Source organism: Pedobacter sp. GW821-FHT01D05 (assembly GCF_059422505.1).
On sequence record NZ_JBWKXA010000001.1, the window covers coordinates 852,357 to 877,385 of the forward strand.

At 40.8% G+C, this 25,029-nt stretch carries 18 protein-coding genes; 8 read left to right on the forward strand and 10 right to left on the reverse strand.

Going from position 1 to position 25,029, the window contains the following annotated elements; all coding sequences use genetic code 11:
• Window positions 1–57 precede the first annotated feature (57 nt).
• On the forward strand, window positions 58–831 hold the full coding sequence (locus AC07VK_RS03485; protein ID WP_492958346.1) for a sulfite exporter TauE/SafE family protein: 774 nt from the start codon (window positions 58–60) through the stop codon (window positions 829–831).
• A 104-nt stretch (window positions 832–935) separates the two neighbouring features.
• Here the strand turns inward: AC07VK_RS03485 and AC07VK_RS03490 are convergent, their stop codons facing one another.
• From AC07VK_RS03490 to AC07VK_RS03520, 7 genes are all read right to left on the reverse strand, one after another.
• On the reverse strand, window positions 936–1,370 hold the full coding sequence (locus tag AC07VK_RS03490) for a glycosyl-4,4'-diaponeurosporenoate acyltransferase CrtO family protein (RefSeq protein WP_492958348.1): 435 nt from the start codon (window positions 1,368–1,370) through the stop codon (window positions 936–938).
• Window positions 1,371–1,633: 263 nt separating this feature from the next.
• Window positions 1,634–2,770, reverse strand: coding sequence for a PAS domain-containing sensor histidine kinase (locus AC07VK_RS03495; RefSeq protein ID WP_492958350.1), 1,137 nt, complete (start codon window positions 2,768–2,770; stop codon window positions 1,634–1,636).
• Entirely contained in the window at window positions 2,760–3,557 is a 798-nt protein-coding gene (locus AC07VK_RS03500; RefSeq protein ID WP_492958352.1) for an alpha/beta fold hydrolase, read from the reverse strand. Before AC07VK_RS03500 ends, AC07VK_RS03495 begins: the two co-directional genes overlap by 11 nt.
• Window positions 3,558–4,171: 614 nt before the next feature.
• Window positions 4,172–4,951, reverse strand: coding sequence for an alpha/beta hydrolase (locus tag AC07VK_RS03505; RefSeq protein WP_492958354.1), 780 nt, complete (start codon window positions 4,949–4,951; stop codon window positions 4,172–4,174).
• Between the two features lie 110 nt (window positions 4,952–5,061).
• Window positions 5,062–5,637 carry a protoglobin domain-containing protein gene (locus AC07VK_RS03510; protein WP_492958356.1) on the reverse strand — a complete coding sequence of 192 codons (576 nt, stop codon included), beginning with the start codon at window positions 5,635–5,637 and terminating at the stop codon, window positions 5,062–5,064.
• Window positions 5,638–5,683: 46 nt separating this feature from the next.
• On the reverse strand, window positions 5,684–6,613 hold the full coding sequence (locus tag AC07VK_RS03515; protein WP_492958358.1) for an alpha/beta fold hydrolase: 930 nt from the start codon (window positions 6,611–6,613) through the stop codon (window positions 5,684–5,686).
• 61 nt (window positions 6,614–6,674) lie between these two features.
• Complete coding sequence (locus AC07VK_RS03520) at window positions 6,675–7,715, reverse strand: alpha/beta hydrolase (RefSeq protein WP_492953289.1); 1,041 nt, start codon at window positions 7,713–7,715, stop codon at window positions 6,675–6,677.
• A 600-nt stretch (window positions 7,716–8,315) separates the two neighbouring features.
• On the opposite strand from AC07VK_RS03520, the gene AC07VK_RS03525 reads away from it, so the two are divergent.
• From AC07VK_RS03525 to AC07VK_RS03535, 3 genes are all read left to right on the forward strand, one after another.
• The gene (locus tag AC07VK_RS03525) at window positions 8,316–9,122 is read left to right on the forward strand and encodes an MBL fold metallo-hydrolase (RefSeq protein ID WP_492958361.1); all 807 of its coding nucleotides are present in this window, start codon (window positions 8,316–8,318) and stop codon (window positions 9,120–9,122) included.
• 18 nt (window positions 9,123–9,140) lie between these two features.
• On the forward strand, window positions 9,141–9,821 hold the full coding sequence (locus AC07VK_RS03530) for a metal-dependent hydrolase (protein ID WP_492958363.1): 681 nt from the start codon (window positions 9,141–9,143) through the stop codon (window positions 9,819–9,821).
• 190 nt (window positions 9,822–10,011) lie between these two features.
• Entirely contained in the window at window positions 10,012–10,794 is a 783-nt protein-coding gene (locus AC07VK_RS03535) for an alpha/beta hydrolase (RefSeq protein ID WP_492953292.1), read from the forward strand.
• A gap of 45 nt (window positions 10,795–10,839) precedes the next feature.
• Here AC07VK_RS03535 and AC07VK_RS03540 read toward each other — a convergent pair whose 3' ends face one another.
• A complete protein-coding gene (locus tag AC07VK_RS03540) occupies window positions 10,840–13,773 on the reverse strand; it encodes a tetratricopeptide repeat-containing sensor histidine kinase (RefSeq protein ID WP_492958365.1) in 2,934 nt (977 codons plus the stop codon).
• 535 nt (window positions 13,774–14,308) lie between these two features.
• Between AC07VK_RS03540 and AC07VK_RS03545 the strand changes: the two genes are divergently transcribed.
• Both AC07VK_RS03545 and AC07VK_RS03550 read left to right on the forward strand, forming a co-directional pair.
• Window positions 14,309–16,873 carry a BamA/TamA family outer membrane protein gene (locus tag AC07VK_RS03545; RefSeq protein WP_492958367.1) on the forward strand — a complete coding sequence of 855 codons (2,565 nt, stop codon included), beginning with the start codon at window positions 14,309–14,311 and terminating at the stop codon, window positions 16,871–16,873.
• A 135-nt stretch (window positions 16,874–17,008) separates the two neighbouring features.
• Window positions 17,009–18,064 carry an aldo/keto reductase gene (locus AC07VK_RS03550; RefSeq protein ID WP_492958369.1) on the forward strand — a complete coding sequence of 352 codons (1,056 nt, stop codon included), beginning with the start codon at window positions 17,009–17,011 and terminating at the stop codon, window positions 18,062–18,064.
• A 54-nt stretch (window positions 18,065–18,118) separates the two neighbouring features.
• Here the strand turns inward: AC07VK_RS03550 and AC07VK_RS03555 are convergent, their stop codons facing one another.
• Complete coding sequence (locus tag AC07VK_RS03555) at window positions 18,119–18,976, reverse strand: alpha/beta fold hydrolase (RefSeq protein WP_492958371.1); 858 nt, start codon at window positions 18,974–18,976, stop codon at window positions 18,119–18,121.
• 485 nt (window positions 18,977–19,461) lie between these two features.
• Between AC07VK_RS03555 and AC07VK_RS03560 the strand changes: the two genes are divergently transcribed.
• Both AC07VK_RS03560 and AC07VK_RS03565 read left to right on the forward strand, forming a co-directional pair.
• Window positions 19,462–21,588 (forward strand): sigma 54-interacting transcriptional regulator, encoded by a 2,127-nt coding sequence (locus tag AC07VK_RS03560; protein ID WP_492953297.1) that lies wholly within the window; start codon window positions 19,462–19,464, stop codon window positions 21,586–21,588.
• Between the two features lie 128 nt (window positions 21,589–21,716).
• A complete protein-coding gene (locus AC07VK_RS03565; protein WP_492953298.1) occupies window positions 21,717–23,105 on the forward strand; it encodes a sigma-54-dependent transcriptional regulator in 1,389 nt (462 codons plus the stop codon).
• Between the two features lie 409 nt (window positions 23,106–23,514).
• Here the strand turns inward: AC07VK_RS03565 and AC07VK_RS03570 are convergent, their stop codons facing one another.
• Window positions 23,515–25,005: a redoxin domain-containing protein gene (locus tag AC07VK_RS03570; RefSeq protein ID WP_492958373.1), complete on the reverse strand. Its 1,491-nt coding sequence runs from the start codon at window positions 25,003–25,005 to the stop codon at window positions 23,515–23,517.
• Window positions 25,006–25,029: the final 24 nt, after the last annotated feature.

Below are 25,029 nucleotides of genomic sequence, written 5' to 3' on the forward strand. Positions count from 1 at the left end.
CTGTTTGCTGAAGCCAGCGTTAATAAATTCGGAAGGATTGATTTAAAAATCTGATTAGTGGTTAACGAACTTATTTTACTTTGTCTGGTGGCTTTTGCTGCCGGATTTATAGATGCTATTGTAGGTGGCGGTGGTTTATTACAAACGCCCGCCATTTTACTTATTTTGCCGCATTATCCCGTAGCCACACTTTTAGGCACTACCAAAATCCCATCAATGGCGGGTACAACACTAGCCGCTTTCAAATATTCAAAACAGGTTCGTTTTAATTACAAAGTACTTGCGGCTTGTGTGTTAACTGCATTTTTAGCAGCATTGCTGGGTGCGTTCCTGGTCAGCAGGATCGATAATTCGGTCATCAAACCTGTAATCCTCGTGGTGCTGATTTTAGTTGCACTTTATACCTATTTTAATAAACAGTTTGGTATCCATCAGGAGAAAGACCATTCGCTTAAGCAACAAGTTTTAATGGCCGGTTTGTTTGGGATATTGATTGGTTTTTATGATGGCTTAATCGGCCCCGGCACTGGTTCTTTTCTAATTTTGGTTTTTATTGCGGTATTGGGCTTCGATTTTATTGGAGCCAGTGCACATGCCAAAATCGTGAATATGGCCACTAATTTAGCTGCCATTATCTATTTCAGTTCTACAGGCCATATCCTGTTTCAATACGCCATCCCTATGGCGCTGTTTAACCTAACAGGTGCTTTCTTCGGTACAAAACTAGCCTTACTTAAAGGAAATAAATTTGTCCGTGTATTTTTTCTGATCGTTGTTTTCGGAACGATTCTGCGCTTTGCTTACGATATTTTGAAAGCATATGCCGTGTAAAAGGAAATGTAAAATAATAAATTCACCAGTTTTTGTTGTGAGATCATTTTCTTGGTCAGGAGGTATAAAGGCAACATCTATATTGAAAGATGTCGAGGTACTTTCTATTTAGATTGGCCTCTTACCGCCAGTATTTTACGGTACTTATCGATTCTTCTTTTATTCTGCTGCTGTAACAACGTAGGGTACAAATTCATCAGTATATTCACGATCAGAATAACCAAGGCAAATAAATAGTAGCCTTGTCCAACTTTTACTAAAACAAAACCTATCACAAAAACAAATCCGATGAGGTGGCTGATTTCGGCAATTGTCATTTCGTTGCGCAGGTCTGGTAATTCCGATGCCATTATCTTTTTTTTAAGTGACAGTTTGGGATTGAAATATTTAAACAGTGAATGAATAATGATCCATTTGAATATTCCTATCCCGATATACCTATTCAGGTTTTCATCTGTAATGAAATTAAGCTTTGTGAGGTATTGTTTATAAAATGGTGTCTTTATTAAGCCTGCATTCACAACCATACCAACTATCATGATATAACAGAAATGGCAAAGCTAAAAGTGAGATATTTTATCATTGTTTTTTTAAGGTGGAGCGAAAATGTTTAAAATATAAAAGTATGAGATTAATTGATATTTTAAACTGCAAAAAACATTTATGGATACAATTAGCAGTGTGCCAAAGTATATACAATTCCTGTTAAACGGTTCTTGCTCATATAGAAAAGTGTGGACTTAGCCAGGTTAACAGGTACATTGATTTTTTTTACCCAGTTTGGCTTTTACTGCTGCGCATTCTACTCCGTTAACAAAATCCCAAAGGGAGCACGGAATGTAAAACAGGTTTGCTGGTCGTCTGAAGTCACTGTCAAAGTTCCATTATGTGCCTTTGCTATTTCAGAGGCAATATATAATCCCAGTCCAAGACCATTCTGACTTGATTGTGCATCTTCTCTATGGAATGGATGGAAAACCCGAGCCATTGCCTCTTTAGGGATTGGACTTCCATTATTGGCAACAGAAATCTCCCAGAAGGTTTCGTTTACAAACGCTTTCAAGAATACAGGCGTTTCGGTTGATCCATGTATAATTGCATTGGCGAGCAGGTTGGATACTAACTGAGAGATTCGTCCGGGATCGCATTCTATAGGTTTACCGATTTCAAAATCAGACTCAATCTGTCTACCCGGCCATACCACCTTTAATTCATCACTTATCTGGTTAAGCAGTTTTTCAAGATCAACTGCCACAGGGTTTACGGGAATGCCTCCACCTAAGCGACCTTGGGCAAAGTCCATGATGTTGTTAATCATCTCATACATCCTTTTAGAACCTGACTGTATGATATTGACAAGCCTTTCTTCGCGCTCGTTAAGTCCTGTTCTTGCAAGCAGCTGAGCTGCGCTCATAATTCCACCTAATGGGTTACGCAGGTCATGTCCCAACACCGCAATAAACTGTTCCCTAATCTGCGCATTTTTCTGTTCAATGTTTAACTTGGCTTCAGCGAGCTGTTTAGCAATCTGGAGATTTTCCTCATACAGCCTTCGGTCTGATGCCTTAAATAAGGTAAAACGCATGAAAAGAGGTTTGTTATTGTCTCCTTTTCTTTCATAACCGTTTATGTAGACAGGCATTTTTCCATCACCTGAATTGGCAAGTTCAACAGCTACTTCATCAAAATACCCTTGCATACGAAGTAAAGGCCAAAGGTGTGTCTCAAAATAAATCCTGCCGCCAACGGCCAGGACATCAGAAAAACGTTTGCCCAGAAATTGATCCGGAGTGCTGTTCAGCCATTCCGCGGTGCGCCTATTTACTTTGACAATTTTTCCTTCTCCGTCGGTGATCACAAAACCGCATAGCGAGGTTTCAAAAAAATCTTCAAAATCCTTTGCCAATGGTGACAAATCGGGAAACAGTTTATAGTCCATGGAGATAGCTAGTGATGGTAGCAATGGTTTCTTCGGGAGCACTTAGGTTTGGGCAATGACCTGTAGCATTCATGATGACAAGTTTGCTGTCTGGCATACGCTCATGCATATATTGGCCCACTTCCACAGGTGCGATTACGTCATCACTGCATTGAAGAATCAGTGTCGGTATCTTGGCCTGTTGAAGTATTTCACGCTTATCGGTTAGAAAAGTGGTACGGGCAAAATGTTTGGCAATTTCGGGATCTGTTTTACAGAAGCTATTAGATAATTCATCTCCAAGCTCTTTTCTATCGGGATTGCCCATAATGACCGGAGCCATCGCCATGGACCAGCCAAGGTGGTTATTTTCTAATGATTCGAGTAATTCGTCAATCTCGGATCTGTCGAAACCACCGGTATATCCTTCATCATTGATATAAGATGGGGAAGGACTAACCAGAATAATGCTTTTGAACAGTTCAGGAGCGATATTCGTTGCAATAAGCCCCATGATTGCGCTGACCGAATGCCCAACAAAAACCATATCCTTGACTTCCAGTACGTTTGCAATCTCTATAATATCGTGGGCATAACCATCAAGATTATCGTATTTCTTGTAAGAATAAGCAGAAAGATCTGAGCTGCCAGCGCCAACATGGTCAAATAATACAATCTTGTATTCAGCCTCGAAAGCAGGATAAACAAAACGCCACATGTTCTGATCACAGCCAAAACCGTGTGCGAACATCATAACATTTGCGCCAGCTCCTTTGACAATTACATTGTTTCTTTCAATTACGTCCATATTTCGATTGTCAGTAAAGATAATAATTTTTCAAACTGAATATGCTATGTTATATACGGAGGATATTAATAGAAAATGCCAGTATAATGCATCATCTAAAAATTTGCTTCAGTTGTCGAAATTAATAGCTGTTTTGGGCGATTATTTGCCTATACAGGAAATGCAACGCGCTTAAAATCAATTTTTTATATGGAAAAAGCTGCAACGCGGAAACTAAAATAACATCGGTAGTTATCTCGCCCGTGTTGTTGATAACTTGCTGATTATTGATCCATTTAGGCTAGGGCATTGCTGTAGTAGGTGCAGTTTCTATTGCTATCCAGAAATTCCTGTCAATAGCACTTCGGCGTGTAGTGTTGTCTGAACTGCAAAGCTTTGCGAGTGTCAACCTATTTTTTATTGGTATCTTATAGCAAAATCGAGATGATTCAAGTGAGGCACTGAGTTCTTATCTTGAATCCAGGATATGCTTTTTCGCAGATCCCATAAATTCTAATATGCATTTCATCATCACTCCTGGCAAGGAATTAGGGTCTGTTTTAAATATAGAAAAGAGACTGTCTTAGATAGACAGTCTCTTTTTGGAATAAACTGAATTTGATAATGTTGGAGCGCTATTCAGGTACTTTATTTTCAAACCAATCTAATATGTAGTCAGCGATTTTTTGCCAGCCTGGTTCACCACAGATAAAGTGGCTCTTGCCCTCAAAAATTTTCAAATCTACCTGGCTTGCTTGATCTTTATATCGGCCTGCGATAGTTTTGGTTAGCACAGGTGGAAAAATGTGATCGCTGCCGCCGCCGATAAATAAAAGGGGAGCGTGTGGTTTCTTAAAATCAATGTTCGAAAAAGAATTGAGAACGAGTTGCCTACTTACTTTAAAACTTTCTGGTACTGCCAGTTTTTCGAAAGCAAGTTCTTTCTCAGCATCAGAAATGGTATTGAAGAAGGCATAGTCATACCATTTCCGGCTTCCCATAAAATATTTCTTAAAGGTAAAAAATCCAAAAGCGGGTATAACGGTTTTCAAAGTTTGAAAAGGCGGGAAGACATTTTTTGGTGGTGCCCCGTCTATGCTTACACCAGCTTCGGCAAGCCCCATTTCAACGAGTTTAAGAACAGCCATCCCTGCCATGGAATGGCCAATAATCAGCGGTTTTTCAGGGAGGGTGCCGATCAGCTCGGCAATGTTTTCAATAATATCAATAAATCCTGTCTTAACCAGATCAGGATGTACTTTTTTCCTGAGTTCAGTGGGGTTACCTCCGTGTCCCGGGTTTGCAGGCGTATACACTGTGTATCCTTTCTGCTCATAGTATTTTTTCCAGTCTATCCAGCAGTTATTGTTTACAAAGTTTCCATGAATCAGGATGATGGTTTTCGATTTGGCCATGATAATGTTATTTAATTTCAATGTGGTAAATAGGGATTAACATTTTAAACAGCTACTAAATATACTCAGTTACTGTGGTTCTTAATTAGCAAGTTTTTAACTTAAGCCAGTTAAAATTTGCCTTCCTTTACATAAGGATAAGTCCACAGAATGGTGGTTAGTACAATGGCTTTAAACCAGGTATTGTACAAGGCATCCACAGTATTGGCATCGTGCCCTTTATTACCTAAAAAACCTTTTATCGTTATGGTTATAGGCAAAATAAAAGCAATCATATACCGGTAGTGTACAAATGGTTCAGTATCTACACCATCCGTCACGTTTTTTTTGACCAGGTGCCTCAGTGCGATTTCGTGCTGGTAATTTAACCAGGTCTGATCAAATGGCTTAAAACAGAGATCTAGGATCCACTGCTTAAAACGCTCCCTAACTGCTGCAAGATAACTGGAATTGAGTTGACCACCTTTAGAAAAATAAAGGAGCAGGTGCTCGTGGCTACCCACATAACCATACCAGAGATCCAGAATCCTGTCAGTTTGGTTTTGTAAAATTTCTCCTGCCAGTTTCAAGTTGGTTACATCTTCTTCAGTGAAGAAGATTGTTTTCTTCAAAAGGTGGAGTTCTGCTTCACTTACGGGCGATTGACCGGCCTGGCCGTAGCCATAACCTTTAATATTTTCTGTCATAATTTTCTTTTAGTTCGGTTTAATGCGGTCGGTATTTGTCTGTTATTTATAGCCGGGTGATGAAAAGCTGGATATATTGAGCCGAAAGTCCGGGATATTCGTGTTGTACGCCATGTCCGGACTGTGGAATTATCAATAAATTGGCTGTTTTCCATTTCCTGATGATGGGATACCAGTTTTCAACCGGACAACTGGGATCGTGGTCGCCCATTAAGATGAAGATTGGCACTTTGGTATCGGCCAGTTTTTCTCTCGATTGGTTGGCATCTTGCTGATAATCTCCAATTCCTATGAAATAGTCTCCGAATTTATCCGGCGGAACCATTTGGCTCAGATCTTTCGTTCTGGATGCTATACGCTGGTGGGATCGTTTAGCGGCTGTGACACTCTTTGCAGAAGCGGGCTCAAAAAAAAGTACCTGTTCATCTTGCAGATCGTTTACGGGCTTAAAAGCAGCGTCCAGAAAAGCCTGCTCTACAGGCTGGTTGTTTTTCCCTGGGGGATTCGCACCAATCAGAATGAGGTGAGCTACCATTTCAGGGTAATGTGCCGTAAACGACTGCGCAACTGCGCCACCGTAAGACCAACCCAGCAAATTAAACATTTTGATTTTCAATGCAGTGGCAAGATTTTTAACATCTCTGGCAACCTCAGCCATGGTTGGCGCAAGTTTACCTGTGGAAAGGCCAATACCCGGGTAGTCAAAAATATAAAGGGTGTTATTTTTTGCAAGATGATCTAAAAAGGCAGGATCCCAGGTATCCAATATGCCCCTCAGTCTGTTGCACAAAATCATTGGTGCTCCGCGGCCAAATGTTCGGTAGGCAATCCTGCTGTTTGCTGTATTGATGTAACGCGTGGGTGTATTAACGGCAAGCGCCTGCTTTCCATCAGTTTTTTGCAATTGGGCGCTCGTTCCCAACGCATGGGTTAGGAGGCCAATAATGATCAGGGAAGTAAATTTTTGGATTGACATGATTTTTGAATTTTGTTGAATCATTGACCGGTGCATCATCGGCTAAACGGGGCTTTGATTTTTATTTAAGATATTTTTTCAATTCAGCAGCAGCCTGCAAAAACAGCGATTTGGTTTGGGGAATTTCTGCAAGCCCGTTAAGGAGGCCGAAATCGTGGATCACATCGTTATAACGTACCGTCGTTACCACAACACCTGCTTCGCTAAGCTTTACTCCGTAGGCTTCACCTTCATCACGCAGGATATCATTCTCAGCCACCTGGATCAGCGTTGGAGGCAGGCCTTTAAGTTCCTGCAAAGACGCCTTTAATGGCGATGCATAAATTTCATTTCGCTTGTCTGCCGGAATATATTGATCCCACATCCATTTCATTAATGGGGTAGTTAAAAACCGCTGTGCACCATATTGTTGATAGGAGGTGTTGGTAAATTCGGCATTGGTTACCGGCCAGAATAAAATCTGTACCTGATATAAATTTTCGCCGTTGGCCTTGGCCATTAATGTAGATGCTGTGGCCAGATTCCCGCCGGCACTGTTGCCTACTATTCCCATTTTATTGCCATCAATATTCAGTTCGTTACCATGTTGTTTTAGCCATTTGGCTGCAGCATATACCTCGTTAACGGGTTGTGGATATTTTGCTTCGGGTGCCCGCGTGTAGTTTACAAATACACCGGCAAAACCAGTGAGTACAGCTAAGTCTCTTACCATGCGTTTATGAGTAGGGTAGTCGCCCAGCACCCAGCCACCACCATGAATAAATAAAAACGCCGGGATTTTGCCACTGCTGTTTTTAGGGCGGACAATATTTAGTGTAATCTTTATGCCATTGATATCAATAACTTTTTCAGATTCGGTTATCCCGGAGTAATCAACTTTAAAAGCCGCCTGTGCGCCGACTAAAACATTTCGGGCATCTGCTACAGACATGGTTTCAAGCGGCTGGCCACCGCTGTTAAGTGGCTTCAAAAAAGCCTTTACCGCTGGCGAAAGGTGTGGGTCGGTTGAATAATCTACCTGGGCCCGGACCTTGTAACTTAGTAATATGAAGGTAATGAGGAAAGCGGTCTTTTTTAGCAAGTTGTGGTTTGGGATTTTCATTTTTGTAATGGTTTAATTGGAGGTTTTAAGTTTTCAAATTGCATTCAGGTCAATCTGTGCAGCCCAATTAGCCAAATACATGCCGATTGCTTAAATTGTTGATAGTCAGATTGTTTGTTGTATTTTAGCATTTTGTGAAATAAACGAAATTCCGCTAAAAGTTGAAATATGGACTTTTAAGGTATGGAGAAACCTACTGGTTCGTACTGCTCTGATCGATTTAAATGGCTATCAAAGGCTGATTACCGATACACAAGCATATTTTCGATATGGCGATATCATTAGAATGGATTGTATGGTTGTATTTGCTTGTTAATGAGTGTTTTGTTATTGGTTTCGCTTCACCATGTTTACAAAAAGTTCGCTGTATCAACAATTCAATAATTACCCTTCAATGAATGAAAGAACAGATAGGGTAGGTAGACAAACCTTTAAGGTACCGGCAGCTCTAGAGGTAGATGTTTACAGACTGGCTTATCGATAAATGTTTAAATATCGCTATGCGTATAAGATGAGTAATTTCTGTAAAGTGTTGTTATATAGCGTTTTATTTTGTTGGTAGGCATTTTGCAATGGTCCAATTCAGCTAATATTACTCACGTGCAAATCAATATCACCCATATCGATACAGCCTGTATCCTTTTAGAAATAAATGGCTACCGGATTCTCACCGATCCTACTTTAGACCTGGCAGGCAAACTTTATTATCATGGTTATGGGGCAGTATCCCGAAAGACAGAAAATCCAGGGCTCACGGCCTCACAACTGGAGAATATCGACCTGGTATTGCTCAGTCATCACCAGCATAAAGATAATCTGGATACTGCCGGGAAGGCATTTTTGGAAAATGTAGGCTTAATTATTTCTACCGTGCCAGCCAGTAAGGTTTTGGCGGGAGTGACCGGGCTGAACAACTGGGATACCTACCACATTTACAACAATAAGGTAAAGGGACTAAAAATTACGGCAACGCCGGCACAACATAGGCCCTGGTGGCTACCGGAGTTTGTTTCGGGCAAGGTTATCGGTTTTGTTATTGAGTTTGATGAGCAAGAAAACGGGGTAATCTACCTTTCTGGTGATACCGTATTTTTTAAGGGGATTGAAGAAATAGCAAGGCGCTTTAAAATTGATATCGCGATTTTAAACGTGGGTGGAGTGCAGTTCCGCTACCTGACCGGTTTGGGCAAATATACCATGGATGGTAAAGAGTTGTTGCAAGCCGTAAGTGTATTGAATCCAAAGAAAGTATTTCCGGTGCATACCCGTGGATGGACACACTTTAAAGAAAACGAAACCGATTTGAAAAGGCTCGTCGCTGGTGATTTGCGCACGAATAAAAGAACCTTTTTTCTGACGTCAGGGCAGCGTACACCCGTTTATCCATTAATGAAAAACCATTTTTAATCTTAAATAAACAAAAACATGGAACTTACTTATTACGGTCATTCCTGCTTTTCGGTAAAAGCAGGCAATAAAAACATCCTATTCGATCCTTACATTACGGAAAATGAGCTGGCCCGAGAAATTAAGATCGACGACATTAAAGCCGATTATATTTTTATCTCGCATGGACATTTCGATCACATTTTAGATGTGGAAAGGATAGCAAAAAATACAGGTGCAAAAGTTATAGCCACCTGGGAGGTTAAAGATTGGCTTAATGCAAACGGGGTAGAAAATACACACCCGATGAACCCCGGGGGAACATGGACTTTTGATTTTGGAAAAGTGAAATGTGTAATTGCACAGCACTCCAGCAGTATGCCCGATGGTAGTTACGGTGGGGTAGCCAGTGGTTTTGTATTGGATACCCCGGAAGGCAAATTTTATTACAGTGGTGATACGGCATTGACCATGGATATGCAACTGATCCCTAAATGGGCCGCGCTCGATTTTGCCGTTTTTCCAATTGGCGATGATTTAACCATGGGTGTTGATGATGCCATTATCGCTGCCGAAATGGTAGGGGTTAAAAAGGTAATGGGCGTACATTACGATACCTTCGACTATATAATTCTCGATCATGAAGCAGCACTGCAAAAATTTAGCGCAAAAGGAATGGAATTACTTTTAGTGCCCATTGGGAACACTGTTTCCATTTGAAAACTAAATTAAAAGCCTTTATATCAGATAGCTGAATAGCCGATCCTTGATTGTATTTTCGCTTTTTAGTGATATATCGTTGTCCTTAAATTGTTGTTTTTAATGTAATTACTTGTTAATCAGTATTTTGTTTATTCGGTATAAAAATGGTATAACTTGATGAAAATGTTAAACCTAAAAACTAAAAAAAATGGAAAAAGAAATGTTTACCAGGAAAATTAAATGGCTAATGAGCATTGCCTTACTAGTTTGGCTGCTGTTTTTTGCCTTAAACACATATGCCCAAACGCCAGTCAAAAATATTGTACTGGTGCACGGTGCTTTTGCTGATGGATCGGGCTGGGAAGCAGTGTACAAAATCTTGAAAAAGAAAGGTTACCAGGTAAGCGTGGTAGGCAACCCCAATACAGGGATGCCCGAAGACGTAGCGGCAACTTCGCTGGTATTAAAAAGACAACAGGGACCGGTTTTACTGGTTGGCCACTCTTACGGCGGTGCAATTATTACCGAAGCTGGTAGCGCCGAGAATGTAGTTGGTTTGGTTTATATTGCAGCTTTTGTGCCCGATAATGGCGAAACCTTATTGAAATTGTTGCAATCAGGACCACCAAATCCAAAGTCGGGCATATTACCACCAGAAAATGGCTATATCTGGTACGATAAGGCTAAATTTCATGTTGGTTTTTGTGCTGATCTGCCAAAAGAAAAAGCAGAATTTCTTGCCGACTCACAGATTCCGGTTTCGGCAGCTGTATTTGGCCATGCCATCAAAAATGCAGCCTGGAAAACAAAGCCCAGCTGGTACATTGTAGCCACCGAAGATAATACCATTCCGCCAGATGCCGAACGCTTTATGGCAAAAAGGGCTGGTGCTAAGGTGAGCGAAATTAAAGGCAGTCATTTGGTGTTTATGTCACAGCCCGAAGCCGTGGCTAAGGTAATTGAAGAAGCAGCAAAGGGCGCTGCCAAATAAATTAACCAGCAAAGCATAGGGCGGCGGCCTTATGCTTTGTTAATTTTAAGCTACCGACTCCAGGTCTGCATTGTTTTGCATCGATTTAATGAACGGATTGTGCAGGGAAAGCGAAGAAATGGTAATTTTTGTCCCTTTATTGTTTTCTATCCGTAAGTCGGCTTCCAGTTGCCCGGTTAAGCCTTTAATTAGTTTTATTCCGAGTGATTTTACATTTTTTAGTTCAAAATCATCTGGCAGACCAATTCCGTTATCCTGCATCGTTAATTCGTAAATTTCCGGGCTGATCTCTTGTAAACTAATGCTGATTTGACCAACGGGAACGTTTTTAAAGGCATATTTCAATGAGTTTGTAATCGCCTCGTTAATAATCAAGCCAAGCGGAACAGCTTCTGATACCCCAAATTCAATGTTTTCAATAGCTAAGTTAAACTGGATATTGCTCCCTGTATCAAAGCTATCGCTCAGATAATTAACCAGTTCTGGTATGTACTGGGCCATGTTAATGGTTTTTACATCATCCGTTTGATATAGTTTTTGATGGATAAGTGACATGGCGAATATGCGGTGCTGGCTGTTTCTGACTGCCTCTAGTGCATCGTTTTCCAAATAGGCCGATTGCGATTCGAGCAAACTCATTACCGTATGCAGGTTATTTTTAACCCGGTGGTGGATTTCTTTTAACAGCCACTCTTTTTCTTCCAGTAGGGTTCTCAGTTTATTGTTACTGAGCTCAATTTTATGCTGCTGTATTTCCAGTTGTTTATTACCTGTTCGTTTTAAATGGTATAAACGATATAACAACAAGGTGAGCAGCAATAACATAACTGCCGCCCCGATAGCCACTTTTTGTTGAAACTCCTGTTTTTGCATGTTACTTAACTGCAGTTTCGATTTTTGATTTAAAAGGTCGATATCTTTTTGCTTTAACTTTAAATCGCTAATGTTTTTAAGTGCAATTAAACTGGCTTCCTTTAGTTGTGCCTCCTGGTTTTGGGCGGTTTGTTTGAGTAGTTCTGCACTTTGGTTCAAAAAACGGATATTATCATCCTTTAACCTGAGATCAGCTTCTTTCTTTTGAGTCTGGTATTGAAATTCCAGCTCTTGGGTATGCTTATCTTTACTCACCGCATACACAGAATCACTCAGTTTTTTGCTAATCGACAATAAACTATAGGCCGATTTATAATCGCCCATGGCCGAATCAATCTGCGATTTGAGGCTTAAAAAAGGGATCAGGGTCGGGGAGGCGTTAATTTTACCCTCATAATTTTTAAAGGTTTCGCTGGCTTCTTTAAACATTTTTTTTGAAGCGTACAAAGCTGCAAGGTCATTATATAATAAAGTGGTGTAACCTCTCTGGCGCTCACGGAATTTGATCGCTTCTTTATAGTTTTTTTCAGCCAGATCGAATTGGTTAAGTGCCTTGTAGCAGTGGCCAAGTGCTACGTGATAGTATACAAAAGCCTCTTCCCGGTCGGGTGGCATTTTAATGTACGTTTGCTGGATGTAGTTTAATGCAGCTTTGGGTTGCTTCATAGCGATTAAACACTCGGCATAACTCGAAACAATCGAATATATGAGGATCTTTTTGCGCATAACTGGCGCATCATCCATTATTTTCTCGTGAAATACCAGGCTCTTTTTGTAATTCTCCCTTCGTTTGTAAAGCAGTAACAAGTTGGTGTAAACTGAAAGCTTATCATCATCGCTAAGCCGGCTGTTCAGGTTTTGTTCAGCAAGTTGAGCATAATAAAGTGCCTTGTAAAAATTCCCCCTGTTGTTGTAATCACCGCAAAAGATGCTGTAAATTTTAGCTTTCGAAGGGTATCCTGCAGCCTGTTGGTTATCGGTAATAAAGGTGTAAATAGTTTCAGGCGCTGTTTTACTGTCCCTTTTGCGGTAATCGCATATCCGTAACAAGCGGTCCATGTTTTGTTTAATGTATAAGGGCTTCTTTAGCCGCATACTTTCTTTTAAACCCTGTTGATTAAGCAGGTAAGACGAATCTATATAGCTGACATTAATTTTGCCCGGGGTTTTATAGGCCGAAAACCAATAGTGATCGCTAAGGTTAACCAGAAGTTTAATGCGCGAAGAATCCGTTAACATTTTAAGGATCGCCCGGCTACCGTTAGTATCATTTCGATCCTGATAAGCCGAAGCCCAGAGTAATAAGTATTCGTTGTAGCTGTGCTTATCCTTTAATTTTAAACTTAACTGTTTGGCTTGTTCCAGTAAAAAAACGGCACTGTCGATATGTATCTTTTCTTCTCCGGGGCGATAAATGTAAATGCTGGCCAGTTTAAGGAGTAAATCAAGCCGCTCTTTTTCTGATTTGGTTTGCGCCAGGCTTTGTTTTATAGCGGGGATGTTAGCGGGGCTAATTTGGAGGTTTCCAGGGAAATACTGGTTTTTAACAGAGATTTCGCCAGCCCAGTCCCTGAGGATATCCATATAATTAACCCGTAGTTTATCACCTGCCTTCTGATAACATAATCTGGCTTTTTGGTAACAGCTTAAACGCGCTGGCTTATCCTGCAGAATGGCAAATTCATACCAGGTTCTGCCTTCCAGCTCATATAATTTTTCTTTTTGTGCTGCCGCGAGCACCTTTTTGTAAATTACAACGGCCTTCGCCTCATTCTTTTTCTCACGGTTCCATATTCCTGTAAACAGGATACCTGTTAATTTTCCTTTGGTGAAGTTTAATTTTTCGGCCAGTTCGGTAGCTTGCGAAATGTAGGCGCTTGCCGAATCCAAATCTGGTCTGGACTCTTCAGCTCTGCTCAAGTAATAGTAAGCCAGATCCAGCAAGATCTCTACCTTTTGTTTATTCTCAGGGATTTTATGGATAGATAGCAGAATATTCTTCGCTTCTATGTCTGAAATTGGAACATACAGCGGTAATGCAACAGTTTTAAAATTGCTGCTTATTAAGAAAAGGATAAAAATACAGGCTGTTTTTATTGCTTTCATGCTTGTTTCATAAATGGTTATTTCAGGTACCGGTTTTTCTCCCGATCAGGAAATTGCTTTTGGCAAGCTGCATTACATTTTTTATGCCATAAAAGCCAGGAAAAGGCTGGTTTAATAACATTGCTTTTACCTGTAAAGCCAGTCCGCTGCATTGTTAAATTTTAATCAGTAACCGGTAGCTGCCCGCATGCCTGAAAATGTCCGTAAATGTTTACAGGGGAACGATTAAAAGGATTTGCAGGTGCTGGCATTTTTCCAGTCTTTAAAAGTTGTTTTAGTTTGGTTACCCCATAAAAATACTCAAACTTTTTTTAAAAGAATAAAAATCCCAGCCAAATGGCTATTCAGTATTTATTTTTTGTAATTAAATTAGCGATATATCGTTAAGGCTCGCTCTGTTTTCGATATATCGCTGATGATTTTAGTGTTTTTTGCTTGTAAGTGTAAGTTTTTCAGTGTTTTATATGTGGGCACGGCCTTTGCTATTTGGCTTTTTACAGTTTTAAAATCAACTTTAACCAATCATCCCATAAACATGAGAAATATAAAACCTGCCCACTGTGTGGCACTACTGGCATTCGCTTTTTGCAGTGTAAGTGCAGTAGCACAGCAAAAAAATAATACGCCCGATTCGGTTTTCGTCAAACTGATTCCGCGATATGACAGTGTGGGCAATTTCCACCGCAAAATTTTTGGCGAAAACTACCGTAAAGAATATGCCCTGGAAACCAAGTTGCCGGTTATTCATTTATCGGCTATTGCCGGTGGGTTAAAAGCCACGCAGCGAGGTGGGGGCAATCAGTCTAAATCCATCAGGCTGGAAGATAAAAATGGCAATGAGTGGGTATTGCGGAGTGTAGAAAAATATCCTGAAGTGTTGCTACCGCCCAGTCTGCAACAAACTTTTGCGCGCGATATTATAAAAGATAATATGTCTGCTCAGCATCCGTTTTCGGCGTTGGTTGTTCCGGTTTTTGCAAAAGCCATCGGTGCGGCGCACAGTAATCCGATTATCGGCTATGTAGCTCCGGATCCTGGATTGGGCGATTTTTCTGCCGACTTTGCCGGAAAAGTAGCATTGCTCGAAGAACGCGAACCAATAGGTAAATCGGATAATACCGCCAAAATGTACCGCAAACTGGTTGAGGATAACGACAATACCATTAATGCCGATTTGCTGCTCAGGCTAAAATGCCTCGATGTATTATTGGGCGATTGGGATCGGCACGATGATCAGTGGCGTTGGCATGCGCTCAAATCTCCGAAAGGGATTAACTATGTACCTGTACCGCGAGACCGTGATCAGGTTTTTTACCGCTCGGATGGTAAAGTGCAGCGCTACGCGCAATCCTCATGGCTTTTGCCTATGATGCAAGGTTACGAACGGAATATACAACGCATAAACTGGTTTTTATGGGAAGGCCGGGAAATTAACAGCCGCTGGTTTAACGAAATAGACGAAAACCATTGGAACCAGGTGGTTGCCGAATTTTGTACCCTGATGACAGATGATCTTTTCGAAACCGCATTAAAAAGATTGCCCGGACCGGCTTATCGCATCAGGCACAACGAGCTTTTAGCACAGTTGAAACTTAGAAGGGCAGAATTACCCAAAATGATGAATACCTATTACCATTTCTTTAACCGGATTGTAGATATCGAAATGAGCGATAAGAATGAATTGGTCGAAATTACGGGTACGGCCGATAAAGGTTTGCTGGTGGTGGCAACAAAAATAACCCGGAATGGCAGTAAGGGCGCTGAAATTTACCGCCGAAAATTTGATCCGGGGGTAACGAAAGAAATCCGCTTGTACCAGCATAAGGGCAGCGATAGCTTGGTGATGGATAATAAAACATCGCGCATAAAAATAAGGTTGATTGGCGGTGAAGGAGACAAGAATTATGCGATTGCCAATGCCAGAAACAGCATTCCGTTTTATAATCTAAAGGCTGCTAAATACAGCGGTAACGATACTGCTAAACTGGCGCAGCATCTGGCAAACGATTCGTTAAATGTTGCTTACCAGCCGAAAGATCTGTATAGCAGGCATCTTATCTTTCCTAATCTGGGCTTTAACAACGATGATGGTTTGGCAGTGGGCCTGGCTTTTAAATTTACCAATCCGGGCTTCAGAAAGCTGCCTTACGGCAATGCACAATCTTTCTCGTTCCTCTATTCCTTTGCAACCGGCGCATTTAAGTTTAATTATACCGGCGAATGGATTCAGGCCCTTGGCAAAGCCGGTTTTTTGATAGAGAGCAATATTTATGCACCCAGCAATACCCAAAACTTTTTTGGCTTGGGCAACGAAACCTTTTTTGATGAATCGCAAAATAATATCAGTTATTACCGCGCCAGGTTTAACCTTTACGAACTGAGCCCCGCATTGCGCTGGCACACCAAAAAAATGATTTTTAGTATTGGCCCGACCTTTCAGTATTATACTTTTGATGAAGATGAAAATACCGGGCGCTTTATCAATAATGCCTCACAGTTACATGCCTCAGATAGCAGCACGGTGGCCGAAAGCAAAATGTTTGGCGGTTTTATTCTAAAATACAGTTTAAATACACGCGATAATAACCTCTTGCCAACCAAAGGTGTATTGCTTGATATGAAGCTGACAGGTTATAAGGGTTTTAATAGTTTTTCCAATTCCTTCGGGCAGTTTAATCCGAGTTTTGCCGTTTACCAGAAACTGGATGCAAAAGGCAATCTGGTGATTGCCGAGAGAATTGGAGGTGGCATTACGGTTGGGAAACCTGCTTTTTACCAGGCGCAGTTTTTAGGTGGACAGGGCAATTTATTGGGTTACCGCCAATACAGGTTTGCCGGCGAGCATAGCCTTTTTAACAACCTCGAAATGCGCCTTAAACTGGGCGATTTTGTAAACTATGTTTTGCCCGGTCAGATCGGTTTTATGGGTATGTACGATGTGGGGAGGGTTTGGAAACGTGATGAAGTATCGGATGAGTGGCACCATGGTGTAGGTGCCGGATTGTACTTTGCGCCGGCATCATTAACCGTGTTTAGGGTTGTAGCAGCTTATTCTAAGGAAGGATGGTATCCATACATTTCTTTAAAATTCCGCTATTGATCGCTAATCTTTTAGCAAATTGTTTTTATTTCGATAAGCGGTTATTTTAAACCGGTTCATAACGTATTGTTTGTTAGGTGTTTGTATGTTGGTATAGCTATTGGAATAGACTATTCTGTTTTACAAATCCTTTATATGATGAACAATAAAATTTTTGGACAAAAATGCGGATTAAGGGTTTCTGAAATGGTTTTAGGAACGGGTAATTTCGGAACCCGATGGGGATATGGCACGCAGGCAGACGAGGCCAGAAAAATATTCGATAAATATATTGAAGCAGGGGGTAACTTTATTGATACCGCCGATGGTTATCAATATGGTGAATCGGAAGAATTGATTGGGGAATTTATAAAGGGGAGAAGGGAGGAGCTGGTGATCGCTTCTAAGTTTACCACAGGAGGTTCGAGTATCCAAACTACGGGTAACAGCCGTAAAAGTATGCTACGTGCTGTTGAAGCCAGTCTGAAAAGGCTTAAAACTGATAGAATCGATGTATACTGGGCCCATTTTACCGATAACCAGACCCCTGTTGAAGAAATAGTAAGAACTTTTGATGATTTGGTACAATCAGGCAAAATATTATATGCTGGATTTTCCAATTTTCCGGCCTGGCGCATTGCAACGGCTACCCTAATGGCCGATTTAAGAGGCTGGTCGCCAATTATTGCCATCCAGACGGAGTACAACCTGCTGGAGCGCACAGCCGACAGGGAGCTTTTACCCATGGCCGAAGCATTGGGCTTAGGTGTAGCATATTGGTCGCCCTTGGCTGGAGGCACCTTAACCGGAAAATACCGCGAGGTTAATCTGGCCGAAGATTCAAGGCAAAAAGCCTGGGGTGGTATTTTGGTAAAAGGCGCTGATGATGAACAGGCTGGATTAATCCTCGATGCCGTGGCCAAAATTGCCTGGGAAAAAAATATGAAAATAGCTGATGTAGCCCTTACCTGGCTCAGGCAGAAAGATGCTGCCAATCTGCTTTCGGCTTGCACCATTATTGGTCCGCGCACGCTACAACAACTGGATGATTACCTGCATGCACTTGCTTTTTCTTTATCGGATGATGAAATGCAGGGATTAAATGCCTGTAGTAAGGTTGCCTTGGGTTCGCCGCACGAAACCATTGCTGAGCAGCAGAAAAGCATATTTGGTGCCGGGTCGGGTATTGAAATTAAACATAAAGCAGGTTAAAAACCTATCGACAGATTCCTGCATATGATGCGGAATCCGTCAGTATTAATATACCTAGCTCCATTTAAGGAAAGCTGCGATATATTTGGCAACTAATTTTGGGTGTTCGTGCTGCGGGCCATGACCGGAGCTCGGCAGTATAATCAGTTGTGCAGTTTTCCATTGCTTTACCATCGGAAACCAGTTTTCTACAGGGAAACTGGGATCGTGGTCGCCCATTAAAATTAAGATCGGAATTTTAGTGTTACTCAGTTTTTCCCGTGAGTTATAGCTGTCTGCCTTAAAATCAGCCCCCCCTTTAAAATAACGCTCAAATAAATCGGGCGTAACCATTACGCTCAAATCTTTTGTTCTTTGAGCAATCCTCCTATTTGATTCTTTTGCTGCCTTAACACTCGATTTGGATGCTGGTTCGAAAAAAAGAATAATTTCGTCATTCAGGTCGTTTACCGGTTTCAATGCCGAATCGAAAAATACCTGTTCGGGTGGGGTGGCATTATTTCCCGGAGGATTTGTTCCGATTAATAGCAGGTGGGAAATCATTTTAGGGAAGTGCGATGCAAAAGTTTGTGCTACCGTACCACCGTACGACCAGCCGCCCAGAATAAATGAACTGAGTTTTAATGCTTCCGTAAAAAGCTTAACTTCTTCGGCTACTCCCAAACTTGTGGTGGGAAGTTCTCCGGTAGAAAGGCCTATACCGGGATAATCGAATATGATTACCTGATGTTTTCTGGCCAGCTGATCCAGAAATAAGGGATCCCAGGTATCGAGTATGCCTCTGAACCTGTTGCAGAGCACAATTGGTTTGCCCTGCCCAATGGTTCTATAAGCAATTTTATTACCGCCCGCATCAATAAAAAGTGTTGGTGTTTCAACTGCTGTGGCTGAGCCTGAATTTAATTTTTTCATTGCCGTAGTATTTTTTATGCCCGAAAACAATATTGATGCCGTTGTGCGAGTTGTTGTTAATCAGTTGTTTAGGTGTTTTTATAGGCCTAAGCAATATCGGTATTTCGTTAATTCAATTTAACTTTAGGCGATATTGCGCTATGGCATTAAAGTGATTTTTTTTTAGATGTTGATCGATAAATGTCGAAATGTCGCTAATTTTACTTTTGTGGATAAAAGTCAATTGTTTGTATTGCAGTGGTTTAACTAGTTGGTACGATGTTTATGAAAGTGAGGTAAATGGAAGTTAAACATGAACCGCCGGTTAACAAAATATCTTTTCGAATGCATAAGAAAGGCCATCGATTCCGAAATGTTGGATAACCTACCTATTAACAGACTTTGTTTTGCCGGACTTACAAGCTAAATTTAACGATCTTTTATCAAGATCAGGTAAAGGATATTAATGCTGGGATTAACTTAAAAACCACCTAAAATTTAAAATTATGGCTGCTTTTTCTGATTCTGTGAGCGACGTGCTGCTGGATATCAGTATGGATATTGCGGATATTAAAAGCAAAAGAGAGCTGCTCGAGCTGATTAATGGTAAACTTAAGCCTATATTCCATTTTTCAGATGTGGCTATCTGTACCTTTAGCCAGGAAGAACCGCTCTGTAAGATTTTTTTGCTCGATCCGGCTTCCGTACTTCAAAAACATCCCGATTACAAGCAATACATTAGTTCCTGCTACTCCTCAAGCGAGATGCCTATTTCCAATTTTTTATTGTTGCCACAGCCCATAGTACACAACCTCGAAACAACTATCGGCCCGGGTAGCGACTTATCTTTGAAGGTACTGGTCGAATCTGGCATCAGACAGGTAATCTGTATTGTATTAAAAAAGGCAGAAGAATATTTCGGAATGATTACTTTTTACCTGGAAAACAAAACCGAGTTAACTGCCGCTACACGCAATCTGATTCTGGGTATTGCAAATCTGATTGGCATTACAGTTTCTAACATCCTCTACCTTGACGAGATTAACCGTAGGGAAGAGGAAAAAACCATTTTGCTTTCGTTTAGCGATAGCATGGCGACTATTAGAACCACACATGATTTAAACGTGATGATGAGCGACCGGCTGAAAAGGCTCTGTGCGATAAAAGATTATGTAATTTCTGTGATTCATGAAGGTGGCGAATTGCACGGCAGATTTATTTACAATAAAGAAGCTCCCTATGTAGAAATGCCCGGATTTAGGCAGGCCTTAAACACCAGGTATAAAGTGCAGGATGGTGTTTTTAACCGGGTAATGGTTTCCCCACATCCGGTTGTGTATAATATCAATGAACTTTTAAGCACTCAGGGCACACCTGAATATATTAAGTTCTGGAAATCTATCGGGATCGAAATAGTGGTAGGCGTTGCATTAACCTTTGGCAAAACACCCATTGGTGTGCTCTGGATCGAGCCTGCCGATGCCAGACAATTAACAGTTTTTTACAATGGCTTATTCAAGGGGATTATCGCACAGCTATCCGTGGCACTTTCGAATATTCTTGCCAATGAGAGGGTAGAAAACCAGATGCTTGAAATTAACAGCTATAAACAGCGGCTTGAAGAAGAAAATGCCTATTTACTCAAAGAAATTGAAAAAAGTTACAACCACAGTGAAATAATTGGCTCGGGTGCAGAAATGTCAGCAGTTTTCAGGATGATGGCCCAGGTTTCTTTCACCAACAGTACTGTTTTGTTGCTGGGCGAAACGGGTACCGGAAAGGAGCTGATTGCCCGGGCTATCCATAACAATTCCCACAGGAAAGATAAGTTGATGGTTAAATTGAACTGTGCAACCCTGCCCGCCAGCCTAATTGAAAGTGAGCTTTTCGGGCACGAAAAGGGAAGTTTTACCGGTGCGACGGAAAGGCGGATTGGCAAATTTGAACTGGCCGATAACGGCACCCTTTTTTTAGATGAAATTGGCGAAATGCCTGTCGACCTTCAGGTAAAGCTATTACGTGTTTTGCAAGAACGGGAAATAGAGCGGGTGGGCGGCAAAGGCCCGATAAAGATTAATGTACGGATTATTGCGGCAACCAACCGCAATTTACTGCAGGAGGTAGAGAGTGGAAAATTTAGAAGTGATTTATATTACCGCTTAAACGTGTTCCCGATTACCCTGCCACCGCTGAGAAACAGAAAAGAAGATATATACATGCTGGCCATGCATTTTATGGCCAAATTTTCGCGTAATACAGGTAAAAACGTCTTCAATATCTCGCATAAGGCAACACAGGATTTGCTGACTTACCCTTGGCCCGGAAATGTAAGGGAATTAGAACACCTAATGGAAAGGAGTGTATTGCTAACGCAAGGTAATACCATTAAGGAGTTACATCTGTCGCTGGGCCAATACAACGAGGCGGGCAAAGAGATCAATAGCGATTATATCAAAACCATTGATGAGAATGAACGCGATCATATTTTGAAAGTGCTCCGGCTTTGCGGAGGCAAGGTATTTGGTCCACATGGTGCTGCATGTAAATTGGGTGTACCGGTTTCTACCTTAAATTCTAAAATCGCTAAACTAGGAATTGTAAAGGAAAAGGTTCTATCACATGTTAATACTTAATGTATTAAGCTTTTTTTGTAATTTATTGGATATGAGGTGCTTGAAATTTTTAAAAAGAATAGTTATTTGTTGTAAATTTAACCATCGTTCCGGAAACAATATATTGTACTGGCTTAAAATAACCAATCATGAAGAAACGAATACTTATTGTTGAGGATGAGTTTGTTGAGGCAAATAACCTGGAAATGATTCTTCACCGGGCAGGCTATTACGTCTGTAACATTGCGAGTTATGTTACCAAAGCGCTGGAAATTATAGAAAGGGAAAAGCCTGATCTGGTGCTATTGGATATCTATCTGAAAGGCAAGCTAACGGGGATCGATTTGGCTAAAACGTTGAGAGAAAAAAATATTGCCTTTGTTTACCTTTCGGCCAATTCAAACAAAGATATTCTTGCCGAAGCCAAGAAAACCGAACCTTATGGTTTTTTGGTCAAGCCTTTTAGGGAAAAAGATGTTTTGGTTACAATTGATATTGCTAATTATCTACATGAACAAAAGCTGAAACTTAAATTTAGAAATGAACACGTTTCCAAAGATGCCTTTGTACAGCATAAAGATTTTGAAGGTATTATTGGCCAGAGCGAAAGTTTACGAACAGTATTTAATCACATTAAGCTGGTTGCGCCAACCGATACATCAGTACTGATATTGGGTGAAAGCGGAACTGGAAAAGAACGGTTGGTGGATAGCCTTCATTTTCAATCGCTACGAAAAAATAAACCGCTGATCAAGGTAAATTGTGCTGCCTTACCAGCTTCTTTAATAGAATCTGAACTCTTTGGACATGAAAAGGGTGCCTTTACCGGTGCACACGACAGGCGTATCGGGAAATTTGAACTGGCCAATACCGGGACCATTTTTTTGGATGAAATAGGAGAGTTGCCGGTCGATTTGCAGGTTAAACTGTTGCGTGTACTTCAGGAAAAAGAAATCGAAAGGGTTGGAGGAAAGGAAACAATTAAAGTAGACATTCGGATTGTAGCAGCCACCAACCGCAATCTGGAAGCAGAAGTGGCAAAGGGTAGGTTTCGGATGGATTTGTATTATCGGCTAAATGTTTTTCCCATTTCTGTACCGCCATTGCGGGCACGTAAAGATGATATCCCGGTTTTGGTCACGCATTTTATACAGCATTATTCAAAATTGCTGGGTAAAGAGATTGAAAAAATTTCTGATGAAGCGCTGCAAACACTAGTGGCCTACAACTGGCCTGGAAATATACGGGAGCTGGAGCACTTAATTGAAAGGAGTATTTTACTTTCTCCAGGAAAAATTATTACCAATGTGCTGCTGCCAATTTTCGAAGACAGCGGGGAGAAAAAATCAACTGAAATTTTTGCTTCCGTTAAAACAATGGAACAAAACGAGATCGAGCACATCATGAAGGTGCTGAAAATCTGCAAAGGTAAAATTGCGGGTGCAGGCGGTGCTGCAGAATTACTTAATCTCCCATATTCAACCTTGGTTTCGAAAATGAAAAAGCTCGGTGTAAAAAAGGAAAATATCCTAAGATAATTATTTATCTACCTGATTTTAAAGTGGTTATTTCTGTTCTTGAAAAAAATCTACAGAACACCATTAAGGCAATAGTATCATTATAGCAAGGTTAAAAAGTGTAAATTTTTAAGCTTTCATTTCAGAAGCGAGCTTCCGAAAATCATCAAAATCAAAGGTTTAACCCTTACACTGAAATTGTTAGACACGAAGTAGGTCTGGTATACAAAAAGAATTTTTGGTCTGTAAAGAGGCGCAGTTTTGCAGACTGCGCCTCTTAGCCTTTACAAAAGGTCATTACTAAGACATCTAAGTCTTTTTCAATCTTAAATAATATCTATACATATTGACTTATGCTTAACATAATTATTTAAAAGGCTTACTAGCAAAATTTTAGCTGTAAAATTGTGGTTGACTGACTTCTTAAAATTTATGATTTGGCTTTTGCCCTCTCAATCATCATACTCAACTCATCTACAGCGGCTTCATTGCTGCCATCAAAACCAGTTAATTTAAACCTGATGTTGCCAGCGGCATCAATTACAAATTTGGCCGGGATACCATTTACTTTGTAGCTGCTTACCACTTTATTTACCTTGGTTTCGGCATCTTTAACATCCATTAAAACTTCAAATGAGTATTTCATGCCTTTAATGTAATCAGAAGCATCTTTAACCGGATCGGCTACTTTCTCCCAGGTATGGATAAAAAGGAATTTCACGTTTTCATCGTCTTTATATTTGTTTACTGCCATTTGCATTGCCGGAAAAGAGGCCTTGCACGGACCGCACCATGTTGCCCAAAAATCGAGGATTACAATTTTACCTTTATAATCGGCCAGTGAAACCTGTTTGCCGTTTAAGTCGGTTAAAGTAAAAGCCGGAGCTTGGTCATTCACCATATCTTTGGTTAATTGTTTGTCCAGGTTTTCCAGATAAGCTTTTCTAATGGCAGCGGCATAAGCATCGAAACCATTTTCGCTGCCTTTTACTTTTACATAAAGTTTTTTAAAATCGACAGCCATTTCCGGTGAGGCTTTACCTGCCTTAACCACTTCTTCCAGCTTATCGTAAGCTTCCTGGTTTCTGTTCAGGCCCATTAAAATTTGTGCATAACGATAGTTTAATCCGGGACTTAAGCTCGTAGATTTTTTATAAGCAAGTTCTGAATATTTTAATGCCTCTGCATACTTTTTTCTATCGAATAAAATATTGGCATAGGTACTGGTTGAACCTGGGTAGCCTGAAGCCGAAAACTTGGCCCAGTTCTCATTTCCTTTTTTACCGTCGATATAAGAAAAGGCATTATCCATTCCTTTTTTGGCATAAATTTCGGCGTTGGCCAAATCGCCGTTTTTGTAAAAAGCATTGGTTATGCCGTAGTAAGCGTTGCCTTTCCAGAAATCAACTTCAAGCATATTGGCATATTCATTGGCTTTGGTTACGTTTTTTTCTGCTGCAAATTTTCCGGCAATCAATGCCCTGATGTAATCGTACGCCAAACGGTCGTCTACCTTTGTATTCTCATACATCGTTGGTGGAAATTTTTTGACCCATGCTTTGTAAGCGGCTTCAGCTTCTGCAGCGGTTTTAAACAAATAAAAATCTTTAGAAGCGGCATTTCTGGCCTGTGTACCCAAAGGGAAACGCGTTGCGATATCACCATAAATCGCTTCCGATTTTTTAGCATCACCTATGCGATAATAATAATTCGCTGCCGTTAGCACATCTTTTTCGGTTTTAGCACCAGATAAGTCAACTAATTTGGCTCTCAGCAAACGCTTATCGGCCGAATCTTTCGAGGCTACCAGTTTATTCAGGTATTGAATCAGGGTATCGGCTGGTTTGGTGTTTTGTGCCTGTGCTGCCTGGAGGGCAACTACCAAAAAAAGTATCGAGCTGGCTGTTTTTAATAATTTCATATGGCTTTATATTTTATTTTTTTC